This is a genomic window from Mesorhizobium sp. CNPSo 4688, assembly GCF_057784295.1.
On sequence record NZ_JBWLUY010000017.1, the window covers coordinates 23,244 to 36,228 of the forward strand.

Below are 12,985 nucleotides of genomic sequence, written 5' to 3' on the forward strand. Positions count from 1 at the left end.
TCATCATCCAGCCCGTGCGGGGAGCTCGGATTTCGGCGAATGATCGTAAGCCGTTCGTGACTTGGCAAATGCCCCGGACCGACAATTCCACATTCCATTGTCGGTGAGAGGGGTTCGCTATGGACTGCTTAGTACGGATTGCTGGAAGCATGGGTGCAAGACCAGTGCTGCGGCTCACGGGCGCCTTCCTGCTCACCCTGTTCTTCGCGACAGCGCCACAGGCTCACTCGACGGACCGTCCCGCGGGCGCCCTGGCCGAAGTCGATTTGCAATTGATCCTTGCCGTGGACGTCTCGCCGTCGATGAGCAGAATTGAGCAAAAAGTGCAGCGCGACGGCTATGTTGATGCTTTCCGCCACGCGGATATCGCGATGGCAATCAAGGCGGGAGAACTGGGAAGAATCGCAGTGCTCTATCTGGAGTGGGCGGGGCCAAATCAGCAAACCGTCATCGTGCCGTGGACAATTGTCGAAAGCCGCGAGGATGCTCTGACTTTGGCGGACAGGCTCGCTGCTCTGTCGTTGACCGAAGGCCGGGGAACGTCGATTTCCGGCGCGTTGCAGGCCGCGAATGGACTGTTCGCGAAGAGCGGCTTGCGCAGCCCGCGCCGTGTTATTGACGTATCCGGCGACGGACCGAACAATGCCGGAGCACTCATTGACCCCATCCGGCAGTTTCTTCTCGCGGAAGGTGTGACGATCAACGGGCTGCCTATCGCACTGCCCCGCATTGGCGAGGCCGACGGGTTTGCGCGGTACGACCCCTCCAGGCTGCAATCCTATTTCGAGCGCTGCGTCATCGGCGGACCGGACGCATTTGCAATCGGCGTCACCGACGCCGCGATGTTCGCCACCGCGGTCCGTCGAAAGCTGGTTCGTGAAATCGCCATGAACATGGATCAGGTAATCTACGCCGCGTACACCGAGCGTTCCGGCCCCACGGTCGATTGCAACATGATCGGTCAGTTGCCAGGCCGATGAGGCTCGGCAATGTGGTGCCAGCAACGGACTAGCTTCGCGCATCGCTGCCGACAGGTAGCATCAACAGCGATGAACGCCGTCAAAGGGCTGAAGGGCTGCTTGTCGACAACTTCGTTCCGAAACCGGAAGGGCAAGTCTCGGCCCCATTGCAGTCGTGCAAGCACGGTCGGCTGACGGTGTTTACGCGAAGCGTATGCATCTGCCCGTCGCGAAGAGCGGACAAATGCTTTTCCATTTCTGTGGGGATATCTGTGGGGTAGGCAATGTTCGGGTTGCCTAACCCATTGTTTTTTCTGGTCGGAGTGGCAGGATTTGAACCTGCGACCCCCTCGTCCCGAACGAGGTGCGCTACCAGGCTGCGCTACACTCCGTGACCAGACCGCGGGCTTATAGCCGCCGTACTTCGTTCCTGCAAGCGGCAATGGCAGCGCTTCTGTCGCATTTCGTTCGCTTTCGTCGGGCATTGCCGCAAAGCGTGGATTTCCCGCCCGGGATAAACCCGACTTAAAGCCTTGCGTGCTAGGCAGCAGCCTCGATAAATCGTGTTTTCGCCATCTGGAGCTCTGCTGTCTTGCCCCTGAAAATCGTAGGCGACGCCCGGCCCAACAGCTTCGAATTCGAAACCGACGCGCTGATCAAGGCGTCGGGATTTCGCGAATACGATGCGCGCTGGTGGTTCGGTCACCCCGGCTCCGCGCAGCCGCCGGAGCTGAACCTGATCGGCGTCCAGGCGCTCGGCATGGGGCTGGGCACGCTGATTCGGCGTCTTGGCGCCGGGCCAGACATCGTCACCGGCCACGATTTCCGCGCCTATTCGCTCGGCATCAAGCTGGCCCTGGTCTCCGGCTTGATGGCTGCGGGCGCCAGGGTAAAGGACATCGGCCTGGCGCTGTCGCCGATGGCCTATTTCGCCCAGTTCGCCCTCGATACATCGTCCGTCGCCATGGTCACGGCGTCGCACAACGAAAACGGCTGGACCGGGGTCAAGATGGGCGCGGCGCGGCCGCTGACCTTCGGACCAGAGGAAATGAGCGCGCTGAAACAGATCGTGCTGGCCGGCGATTTCGATCTTGTCGGTGGCGGTTCCTACGAATTCGTCTCCGGGTTCCGCGAGACCTATCTCGACGATCTGGTCGGCGGCAAGCGCATCGCGCGCAAGCTCAAGGTTGTGGCCGCCTGCGGCAATGGCACCGCCGGTGCCTTCGCGCCGCAGGCGCTGGAGCGCATCGGTTGTGAGGTGATCCCGCTCGACGTCGAGCTCGACCACACTTTCCCGCGCTACAACCCGAACCCGGAGGACATGCAGATGCTGCATGCCATCCGGGACAAGGTGCTCGAGACCGGCGCCGATGTCGGGCTTGGCTTCGACGGTGACGGCGACCGTTGCGGCGTGGTCGACAATGAAGGCAACGAGATCTTCGCCGACAAGGTCGGCGTCATGCTGGCGCGGGATATTTCGAGCCAATATCCAAACTCGACCTTCGTCGTCGACGTCAAGTCGACGGGCCTCTTCAACACTGACAGCGTGCTGCGCGCCAATGGCGCGGTCACCGATTACTGGAAGACCGGCCATTCCTACATCAAGCGCCGCGTTGCCGAACTCGGCGCCGTCGCCGGCTTCGAAAAGTCGGGCCATTTCTTCTTCAACCCGCCCATCGGTCGCGGCTACGATGATGGTCTCGTCACGGCAATAGCCATTTGCCAGATGCTCGACCGCAATCCGAAAAGCTCGATGGCTGATCTCTACCGCGCACTGCCGCTGACCTTCGGAACGCCGACCATGTCGCCGCATTGCGCCGACGATGTAAAGTACGGCGTGGTCGAACGCGTGGTGACAGACTTCCAGGCAATGCAGCGCGACGGCGAGGCTTTTGCCGGCCAGAAGATATCGGACCTCATCACCGTCAACGGCGTGCGCGTCGTCGCCGAGGACGGCACCTGGGGGCTGGTGCGGGCGTCATCGAACAAGCCGGAGCTTGTCGTGGTTGTCGAAAGCCCGGTATCGTCCGACCGCCGCCGCCAGATGTTCGAGGCCGTCGACGCCGTGCTGCGCCGCAGCCCGGACGTCGGCGCCTACAACCAGACCTTTTGATTTGGACATTTCATGACCGAGCGCATTGTCAGTTTTGTCATGAGCGGTGGCGTCGGTTCGCGGCTCTGGCCGCTGTCGCGCGAGGACAATCCGAAGCAGTTCCACGATCTTTCCGGCGATGGCTCGATGCTGGCCAAGACACTGAGCCGGCTGACGGCGCGGCCGGAAGGCGAAACGCCGATCTTCCTGATTGCCGCCGAGCGCCATGCCGAGCGTGTCCATGCCGACCTTGCCGGCCTCGACCTCTCAGGCGGCGGTCCGCTATTCGAGCCGACCGGCCGTAACACCGCTGCTGCCGTGGCGCTGGCTGCGCTGCGCACGTTGTCCGAATTCGGCGACAGCCTGGTGATGGTGGTGCCGTCGGACCACGAGATAGCGACACCGAAGCAGTTCTGGCAGAGCGTCGAGGCCGGCTGTCAGGCGGCGCTTGCCGGCCGTCTCGTGGTGTTCGGCATCAAGCCGACGCAGCCCGAGACCGGCTACGGCTATATCGAGGTTGCAGACGAGAAGAGCGGCGTCTTCGACGTCTCGCGCTTCGTCGAAAAGCCTGACCTTGCCACCGCGCAGAGCTATCTCAAGGCCGGCACTTTCTACTGGAACACCGGCATCTTTCTGTTTCGCGCCGGCGCCATGCGCGATGCGTTCGCGGCGTTCCAGCCGGACATCTGGCAAGCCACGGAAGCGGCCTACAAGGCGGCGACATCGGATCTGTCCGGCCTCTATATGCCGCTGGAGCTCTACGCCGCCGTCCCGTCGAACTCGATCGACTACGCCATCATGGAGCGGGCCAAGGACATCGCCATGGTGCCGGCCGGCTTCCGCTGGAACGACCTCGGCTCCTGGCAGTCGCTGCTCGATGTCGGCCCTGCCGATGCCAAGGGCAATGTCGTGGTCGGCGATGTCGTCGCCATCGATTGCGAGAATTCCTACATCAGAAGCGACGGCCGGCTCCTGTCGGCGATCGGCATGAAGGATGTCGCTATCGTCTCGACCGCCGACGCCACCTTCGTCGCGCCGGTCAGCCACAGCCAGCACGTGAAGAAGATCGTCGAGCAGCTGGAGAAATCGGGCCGGCTGGAAACCAGGTTCACGCCGGCGCATGACCGCGTCATCGAAAGCGGGGCCTGGCGGCGGCGCGTGCATCACTGGCTGTTCGAGGAGACCTTGCCGCTGTGGTCGACGGCAGGCGTCGATGAGCGCCATGGCGGTTTTCACGAGGCGCTCGGCTTCGATGCCAACCCTCTATTGAAGCCCAAGCGCATGCGCACAACGGCGAGGCAAGTCTATGCCTTCGCCGTCGCTAAGGCGCGCGGCTGGGACGGGCCGGCGGACCGCCTGATTGCCCACGGCATCGCCTTCATGTCTGGCAAGGGCCGCACCGACAGAGGCGGTTGGGTGCGCACACTCAATGTCGACGGCTCCGTCGCCGATGCGACCGAGGACGCCTACGACCACTCCTGCGTGCTGCTGGCGCTGGCGCACGCGCATATGTGCGGCAACCCGGATGCGCTGCGGCTCGGCGAAGAAACGTTCTCCTTCCTCGACGCGCATCTCGAAGACAGCCGCATGACCGGCTTTCTCGAGACATCGGACGGTGAGGGCGAACGGCGCTCCAACCCGCATATGCATTTGCTCGAGGCTTTCCTCGCCTGGTACGAGGCGACAGGCGACCGCACCTATCTGCGACGCGCCGCCCGCATCATCGACCTCTTCCGCAGCCATTTCTTCGACGCCGAGAGCTGGACGCTGGGCGAATATTTCGACGCTGGCTGGAAACCGGCTGCCGGCGAGAAGGGCACATGGACCGAGCCCGGCCACCATTTCGAATGGGCCTCGCTGCTCACCGATTTCGCCGCCCGCAGCGGCCAGAGCGAGTTGAGCAATTTTGCCCGCAAGCTCTATGCCTCGGCCATCGCCAACGGCCTCAACCGCGCCACCGGCCTTGCTTACGGCGCTGTCTCAAGACAGGGCCTGCCGCTCGACCTTGTGTCGCGCAGCTGGCCGCAGGCCGAAGCGATCAAGGCGGCGATCGCACTGGATGGCTCGGGCGGTCCCGACCTGAAACCCGAGATCGAGGCGCGTGTCGGCCGCCTGTTCCGCTGGCACATCGACCCGGCCCCGCTCGGCCTGTGGATCGATCGCATCGACGAACGCGGCCGCTCGCTGGCGAGCGACGTGCCGGCCAGTATTTTCTATCATCTGGTCTGCGCGCTGACGCAGTATCTTGATGGAACGGCGCAGAAGGGGTGAGGCGCTTCGGTCCCTAATACGGGCTCGCCACGTCCCCGGTCTCGACATACACCGCTTTCAGCTGCGAATAGAGCGCCAGCGCCGCCAGCGAATTCTCGCGCCCGATGCCGGATTGCTTGACGCCACCAAACGGAATCTCCACCGGCGTCAGATTGTAGGCGTTGATCCAGCATGTGCCGGCCTGCAACTCGGCGATCACCCGATGCGCGCGCTGCAGGTCGCGGGTGAAGACGCCGGCGGCGAGGCCGAATTCGGTGTCGTTGGCGCGGTCGATCACCTCGTCCTCGCCGTCGAACTTCAGCACGCTCATCACCGGCCCGAAAATCTCCTCACGCGCAATGCGCATGGTGTCGGTGACGCCGGTGAACACTGTCGGCTCGACGAAGAAGCCGCCATCAAAACCCTGTAGTGACGGTACACTGCCGCCGCAGGCGAGCGTCGCGCCATCCTGCTGGCCGGCCTTGATGTAGGAGACGACCTTCTCCTGCTGTGCCTTGTTGACCAGCGGCCCCATCTGCGTCTCCGGATCGAGCGGGTCGCCGATGCGGATCTTTTTCGTCCGCTCGACCAGCCGGTCGACGAAGCGGTCATGGATGCCGCTCTGCACGAAGACGCGCGTGCCGTTGGAACAGATCTGGCCCGTGGAATAGAAATTGCCCAGCATGGCGCCGCCAATAGCGTTTTCGAGATCGGCATCATCGAAGACGATCAGCGGTGACTTGCCGCCGAGCTCCATCGTCGCGTGCTTCATCTTCGAACCGGCAAGCGACAGCACCTTGCGGCCGGTCGGCACCGAGCCGGTCACCGACACTTTGGCAACGACATCGTGGCCGACAAGGCCGGCGCCGACATCGCCATAGCCCTGGACGACGTTGAACAGCCCATCGGGCAGGCCGGCTTCGCTGTAAATCTCGGCCAGCGCCAGCGCCGACAGCGGCGTGTTTTCCGACGGCTTGAACACCATGGCGTTGCCCATGGCGAGCGCCGGTGCCGACTTCCAGCCGGCGATCTGGATCGGATAGTTCCAGGCGCCGATGCCGACGCATACGCCAAGCGCCTCGCGGCGCGTATAGGCAAAGGGTCCGCCGAGATCGATGGCCTCGCCGTTGAAGGCGGCAACCGCGCCGCCGAAATATTCGAGGCAGTCGGCCGCCGACGGCGCATCCGCCACCAGCGTTTCCTGGATCGCCTTGCCGGTATCGAGCGTCTCGATGCGCGCGAGATCGGCGTTGCGGGCGCGCAAAATGTCGGCTGCGCGGCGCAGGACGCGGCCGCGCTCCACTGGCTTCATCCGCGCCCAGGCCGGTTGTGCCGCGCGTGCGGCTTCGATCGCCAGTTCCAGCACATTCGGCGTCGCCGAATACAAGGTGGCGATGATCTCGCCCGTCGCCGGATAGATCACCGGCAGCGGCGCACCACCTTCATCCTCGATGTAGCGGCCGTTGACATAGTGCGATGCCGTTGGCTGGGCGCGCATATGAAGTCTCCAATGATCTTCGCTGGACAATGCCCTATCGATCCGCGACCTGCCAGCGCGGATTGATCCAGGGTTCCTGGTTGGACGGCGCCAGCGGCGTGCGGCCGAGAATGTGGTCGGATGCCTTCTCGCCGGTCATGATCGACGGCGCGTTGAGATTGCCGTTGGTGACGCGCGGGAAGATCGAGGAGTCCGCGACGCGCAGTCCTTCGACGCCGATGACGCGGCATTCCGGATCGACGACGCTCATGATGTCGTCGGCGCGGCCCATCTTGCAGGTGCCGCACGGGTGGTAGGCGCTCTCGGCATGATCCCGGATGAAGGCATCGAGATCCTCGTCCGACTGGACGTGCGAGCCCGGCGAGATTTCCTTGCCTCGAAAACTGTCGAAAGCCTTCTGGCCGAAGATCTCGCGGGTCAGCCTGATGCAGTGGCGGAACTCCGTCCAGTCATCTGGATGCGACATGTAGTTGAAGCGGATGACCGGCGTTGCTTTGGGGTCGGGTGAGCGCAGCGTCACCGAGCCGCGCGACTTCGAGCGCATCGGTCCGACATGCGCCTGGAAGCCATGCGATTTCGCCGCCGCCTTGCCGTCATAGCGCACCGCCGCCGGGATGAAATGATACTGGATGTCGGGGTAGTCGACGCCGGCAGCTGAGCGCACGAAGGCGGCCGCCTCGAAATGGTTGGTGGCGCCGAGACCGGTCTTGAAGAACAGCCACTGCGCCCCGATCAGCGCCTTGGAGAACGGATTCAGCACCGAGTTCAGCGTGATAGGCCGTGTCGATTCCTGCTGGATGTAGAGCTCCATATGATCCTGCAGATTGCGGCCGACACCGGGCCGGTCGGCTACGACCTGGATGCCGTTTTCAGCGAGATGCGCGGCCGGGCCGATGCCGGACAGCATCAGGATCTTGGGCGAATTGATCGACGACGCGGCGACGATCACTTCACGTCGTGCCTTAACGACCTGAATCTGTTTGTGAGCTTCGATCTCGACGCCGACGGCGCGCTGATTCTCGATGATCACGCGGCGGGCGAAGCCTTTGACCACACTGACATTTTGCCGTTTGAGAGCCGGCTTTAGATAGGCTGATGCCGCCGACCAGCGGCGGCCGCCGCGTATGGTCTGCTCCATCGGCCCAAAGCCTTCCTGCTTCGAACCATTGTAGTCGTCGGTCAGTTCGAACCCGGCCTGGCGGCCGGCCTCGACAAAGGCGCCGTAGAGCGGATTTTTGCGCGGGCCGCGCTGGACGTGCAGCGGGCCGCCGTGGCCGCGCCAGCCGTCCTCGCCGCCGTCATTGTCCTCCATCCGCTTGAAGTAGGGCAGCACGTCGGCGAAGCTCCAGCCAGTCGCGCCCTCTTCGGCCCAATGGTCGAAGTCGCGGGCGTGGCCCCTGACATAGACCATGCCGTTGATCGAGGACGAGCCTCCGATCACCTTGCCACGCGGCGTCGCCAGCACGCGGCCGCCGAGATGTGGTTCCGGCTCGCTGGCAAAGCCCCAGTCGTAAAGGCTCATGTTGAGCGGGATCGACAGCGCCGACGGCATCTGGATCAGCGGTCCGATATCGGTGCCGCCAAACTCGATGACGATGACCGAATGCCTGCCGTCTTCCGACAGCCGGTAGGCCATGGCCGAGCCGGCCGAGCCGGAGCCGATGATAACGAAATCTGCTTCAAGCATGGTTCATATGCGCCATGAAATCGGCGAGCGAAACGTTGCCGCCAGTAGCCACAACCAGGACGGTTTTACCCGCCACATTCACCTTGCCGCCGAGCAGCGCCGCCAGCGATGCGGCGCCCGATGGTTCGAGCACCAGCTTCATCCGCTCGAAGGCGATTTTCATTGCGCGCCGCACCGACGCGTCGTCGACGGTGATGCCGCGTACGCCGGCGGTCTTGACCGCCGCGAACGGCGCATCGCCCGGCCGTCGCGACATCAGCCCGTCGCAGATCGATTTCGGCGCGATCGGCATGGTCTCGATGGCGCCATGATCCAATGACGCTCCCATGCCGTTGAACCCTTCCGGCTCGACGCCGATGATCTCGGTCGCCGGCGACAAATAGTGGAAGGCGAGCGACACACCGCCGATCAGTCCGCCACCACCGACCGAGCAGAACAAGAGGTCGGCACTGGCGTCCTTTGCCTCGAGTTGTTCGAGCGCTTCGAGCCCGGCGCCGGCCTGGCCAGCAACGATCTCCGGATCGTCGAAGGGATGCAGCAAGGCCAGCCCCTCGGTCTCGGCAATCTCCCGCGCCTTGGCGGCAGCAACTTCCTCACGGGCGCGCTCGCCATGATCGGTCAGCACGACCCGCGCGCCATAGCCAGCGGTGGCATCCCGCTTGGCGGCCGGCGCATCGATCGGCATGACGATGGTGACGGGAATGCCGAGCGCCTGGCCGGCAGCCGCCAGCCCTTGCGCGAAGTTGCCGGAGGAGTAGGCGACGACGCCTTTCCTGGCTTCTTCAGGCGACAGCCGCTTCAGCCGCCAATAGGCGCCGCGCACCTTGAACGAGCCCGCCCATTGCAGCGATTCCGGCTTGATGAATACGCGCGCAGCACCGGTCTCCTTGGCGAGCGCCGCGGATTCCAGCAACGGCGTGATCTGCGTCGCCCTGGAGGTGACGGCGTAGGCCTGCTTGAGATGATCGAGGGAGGGAACGAACGTTGTTGTCATCATTCGCCTCGCGGATACCTTTTGCTTTCTTCGAGATTGTCGAGATTCATGTGGTTGCGCATGTAGCGCTCCGATGCTTTTTGCAGCGGCTGGAAATCCCATGGGTAATAGGCGCCGTTGCGCAACGCCGGGTAGACGACCCAGCGGCGCGCCTGGCTCTCGCGCACCGCGGCATCGAAGGCCACCATGTCCCAGCGCGCCCGGACTGCTCTGGTGAAAGCTGCCACGAGGGCGGCGTGCGTCGGATCGTCGGCAAGGTTGTCGCGCTCGAGCGGGTCGGCTTCGAGATCGAACAGTTGCGGCGGGTCGAGCTCGCAATGGACGAATTTGTATTTGCCGTCGCGGATCGCCACCAGCGGCGCGTAGGAGCCTTCGGCTGCGTATTCGATCAACACGGGCGTGGTGCGCTGTCCGCCCTTGGCAAGCGGCAGCAGCGACTGGCCGTCGGTCCATGGGGCGATCGCCCCGATGTCGATGCCGGCGAGGTCGCAGAGCGTCGGCGTCACGTCGAGGTTGGAAACCGGCGCCTCGATCAGCCCGGATGGCACGCCATTGCCGGCGATCATCAGCGGCACCCGCACCGAGCCCTCGAAGAAGCTCATCTTGAACCACAGGCCGCGCTCGCCCAGCATGTCGCCATGGTCCGAGCAGAACAGGATGGTGGTGTCGTCGAGCATGCGCGTGCGCTTGAGAACGTCCAGAAGCTCGCCAAGCTTGTCGTCGACATAGGAGATGTTGGCGAAATAGCCGCGCCGTGAACGACGCACCTGCTCACGGGTAATGTCGAAGGAGGGGTAGTCGGAGGCATGATAGAGACGCTGCGAATGCGCGTCCTGATCGTCACGCGCGATGAAGCCCGTTTCCGGGTCCAGCGCCTGGCTGTGTTCGTAGAGATCCCAGTACTGCTTGCGCGCGACGTAGGGGTCGTGCGGGTGCGACAGCGAAACGGTAAGGCACCAGGGCCGATGCTCCGCATCGTCCTGCTCGCGCGACAGCTGGTAGAGTTTCTGCGTCGCCAGGAACACGACCTCGTCGTCATACTCCATCTGGTTGGTGGTCTCGGCGACACCGGCGCCGGTCACCGAGCCGAGATTGTGGTACCACCATTCGATGCGCTCGCCGGGCTTGCGGTAATCCGGCGTCCAGCCGAAATCGGCCGGATAGATGTCGGTGGTCAGCCGCTCCTCGAAACCGTGCAACTGGTCGGGCCCGACGAAATGCATCTTGCCCGACAGGCAGGTGTAGTAGCCGGCGGCGCGCAGATGATGGGCGAAGGTCGGGATCGAGGAGACGAACTCCGCCGCATTGTCGTAGACCCCGGTGCGCGACGGCAATTGCCCGCTCATGAACGAGGCGCGGCCGGGAGCGCAGAGCGGCGAGGCCGTATAATTGTTGGCAAAGCGAGCCGAGCGGGCGGCCAGCGCCTTCAGATGCGGCACATGCAGGAAGTCGGCCGGCCCGTCGGGGAACAGCGTGCCGTTGAGCTGATCGACCATGACGATCAGGAAATTGGGTCGCCTTGATGTCACTGAGGCTGTCACTGTGTCTGTCGCCCGCCGAGTTTGATTTCCAGATAGTCTTCGACCAGCGCGATCGCGGTCGCCGCGTCCGGCACGCCGTCCTTCAGCGCGCGCCTGATATAGAGGCCGTCGATCAGCGCTGCGGTTGCTTCCGCCGCACGGTCGGCTTCATGCCTGGCCAGGATGCCGGTCAGGCCGCTCATCAGGTTCGAATGCAGCCGCCGCGCATAGACCCTGAGCAGTCGGCGCAAAGCCGATGATTTCTGGGCCTCGACATAGAAGGCGAGCCAGGCGGCGATGGTTTCCGGCTGGAACTGGATGTCGGAGAAGTTGACGGCTACCACGGCCGAGACGCGTTCGCGCGGCGTGGCGGCGGATTGAAGAGCACGCCGCATGTCGATGGTCAGTTCTGCCAATATGTGCCGCATCGTCGCCAGCAGCAGTTCATCCTTGGCGCCGAAATAGTGGTGGGCGAGCGCGGAGGATACGCCGGCCCGGCCGGCAATCTCCGACATGGTCACGTCAAGCGAGCCGCGCTCGCCGATCGCCGAGATCGTCGCGTCGATGAGCGCCTTGCGGCGCAACGGTTCCATTCCGACTTTCGGCATAGTTGTTCCCGGCTTTTGTCCCGCATGATTATTTTTTATTGATCCGTCAATCAACAAAAAATCGATCCTATGGCGGGCTGCACCAAGCGATTGTCCGCTTGCGGCCCTTTTCGGCGCGGTGGGGATTGTTTATATTTGAACAATAAAGGCGAACTGCGCCATGAGCCCACATGTTAGGCTGGCGCCAAGGATGGAGACCGCCATGACCGCATGCATCGTTGGCTGGGCGCATTCGCGCTTCGGCAAGCTCGAAGGCGAGACGCTGGAAGGCCTGATCACCAAGGTCGCGGTCGACGCGCTCGACCATGCCGGCATCGGCCCGGACGAGGTCGACGAGATCGTGCTCGGCCACTTCAATGCCGGCTTCTCCCCGCAGGATTTTACCGCCAGCCTGGTGCTGCAGGCCGACGACCGGCTGCGCTTCAAGCCGGCGACCCGGGTCGAGAATGCTTGCGCCACCGGTTCGGCCGCGGTCCGGCAAGGCATCCGCGCCATCGATGCCAATGCCGCCCGCGTCGTGCTGGTGGTCGGCGCCGAGCAGATGACCACGACACCCGGTCCCGAGATCGGCAAGAACCTGCTGAAAGCTTCCTATCTGCCGGAGGACGGCGACACGCCGGCTGGCTTTGCCGGCGTCTTCGGCAAGATCGCGCAGGCCTATTTCCAGCGCTATGGCGACCAGTCGGACGCGCTCGCCATGATCGCCGCGAAGAACCACAAGAACGGCGTCGACAATCCCTATGCCCAGATGCGCAAGGATTTCGGCTACGAATTCTGCCGCCAGGAAAGCGAAAAGAACCCCTTCGTTGCCGGTCCGCTGAAGCGCACCGACTGTTCGCTGGTTTCCGACGGCGCGGCAGCCCTTGTGCTGACCGACACGTCGACGGCGCTGAAGATGCGCCGCGCCGTCGCCTTCCGCGCCAACGAGCATGTCCAGGATTTCCTGCCGATGTCGAAGCGCGACATCCTGTCGTTCGAAGGCTGCGAACAGGCCTGGAACCAGGCGCTTAAGAAGGCCGGCGTGACGCTGGACGACCTCTCCTTCGTCGAGACGCATGACTGCTTCACCATCGCCGAACTGATCGAATATGAGGCGATGGGCCTGGCCAAGCCCGGCGAGGGCGCCAAGCTGGCGCTCGACGGCACGACGGCAAAGGACGGCCGGCTGCCGGTCAACCCTTCGGGCGGCTTGAAAGCCAAGGGCCATCCGATCGGTGCCACCGGCGTATCGATGCATGTGCTGACCGCCATGCAGTTGACCGGCGAGGCCGGTGGCATCCAGGTGCCGGGCGCAAAGCTTGGCGGCATCTTCAATATGGGCGGTGCTGCCGTCGCCAACTACGTTTCCATTCTCGACCGGATCAGATAAACCGCCCT

General features: G+C 63.8%; 9 protein-coding genes and 1 tRNA gene. 4 read left to right on the forward strand and 6 right to left on the reverse strand.

All coding sequences use genetic code 11. From position 1 onward, the window contains the following. Nucleotides 1-149: 149 nt before the first annotated feature. Nucleotides 150-980, forward strand: coding sequence for a DUF1194 domain-containing protein (locus tag AC04SH_RS27105; protein WP_488577279.1), 831 nt, complete (start codon nt 150-152; stop codon nt 978-980). Nucleotides 981-1,274: 294 nt separating this feature from the next. Here AC04SH_RS27105 and AC04SH_RS27110 read toward each other — a convergent pair. Next, nucleotides 1,275-1,351 (reverse strand) — tRNA-Pro (locus tag AC04SH_RS27110). Nucleotides 1,352-1,551: 200 nt separating this feature from the next. Between AC04SH_RS27110 and AC04SH_RS27115 the strand changes: the two genes are divergently transcribed. Beyond that, a complete protein-coding gene (locus AC04SH_RS27115; protein WP_488577280.1) occupies nt 1,552-3,072 on the forward strand; it encodes a phosphomannomutase/phosphoglucomutase in 1,521 nt (506 codons plus the stop codon). A 12-nt stretch (nt 3,073-3,084) separates the two neighbouring features. Next, nucleotides 3,085-5,322 carry a mannose-1-phosphate guanylyltransferase/mannose-6-phosphate isomerase gene (locus tag AC04SH_RS27120; RefSeq protein WP_488577281.1) on the forward strand — a complete coding sequence of 746 codons (2,238 nt, stop codon included), beginning with the start codon at nt 3,085-3,087 and terminating at the stop codon, nt 5,320-5,322. A 13-nt stretch (nt 5,323-5,335) separates the two neighbouring features. Here the strand turns inward: AC04SH_RS27120 and betB are convergent, their stop codons facing one another. The 5 genes from betB to betI are packed head-to-tail and all read right to left on the reverse strand — an operon-like array spanning nt 5,336 to nt 11,608. Next, nucleotides 5,336-6,799 carry a betaine-aldehyde dehydrogenase gene (betB, locus tag AC04SH_RS27125; RefSeq protein WP_488577282.1) on the reverse strand — a complete coding sequence of 488 codons (1,464 nt, stop codon included), beginning with the start codon at nt 6,797-6,799 and terminating at the stop codon, nt 5,336-5,338. 34 nt (nt 6,800-6,833) lie between these two features. Beyond that, entirely contained in the window at nt 6,834-8,486 is a 1,653-nt protein-coding gene (gene betA, locus AC04SH_RS27130) for a choline dehydrogenase (RefSeq protein ID WP_488577283.1), read from the reverse strand. Further along, complete coding sequence (locus AC04SH_RS27135; protein WP_488577284.1) at nt 8,479-9,480, reverse strand: threonine/serine dehydratase family protein; 1,002 nt, start codon at nt 9,478-9,480, stop codon at nt 8,479-8,481. Before AC04SH_RS27135 ends, betA begins: the two co-directional genes overlap by 8 nt. After that, on the reverse strand, nt 9,480-11,009 hold the full coding sequence (gene betC, locus AC04SH_RS27140; RefSeq protein ID WP_477234115.1) for a choline-sulfatase: 1,530 nt from the start codon (nt 11,007-11,009) through the stop codon (nt 9,480-9,482). The genes AC04SH_RS27135 and betC overlap by 1 nt, the downstream gene beginning before the upstream one ends. 8 nt (nt 11,010-11,017) lie before the next feature. Continuing rightward, nucleotides 11,018-11,608 (reverse strand): choline-binding transcriptional repressor BetI, encoded by a 591-nt coding sequence (betI, locus tag AC04SH_RS27145; RefSeq protein WP_477234117.1) that lies wholly within the window; start codon nt 11,606-11,608, stop codon nt 11,018-11,020. A 202-nt stretch (nt 11,609-11,810) separates the two neighbouring features. Between betI and AC04SH_RS27150 the strand changes: the two genes are divergently transcribed. Next, on the forward strand, nt 11,811-12,977 hold the full coding sequence (locus AC04SH_RS27150) for an acetyl-CoA acetyltransferase (RefSeq protein WP_477302530.1): 1,167 nt from the start codon (nt 11,811-11,813) through the stop codon (nt 12,975-12,977). Nucleotides 12,978-12,985: the final 8 nt, after the last annotated feature.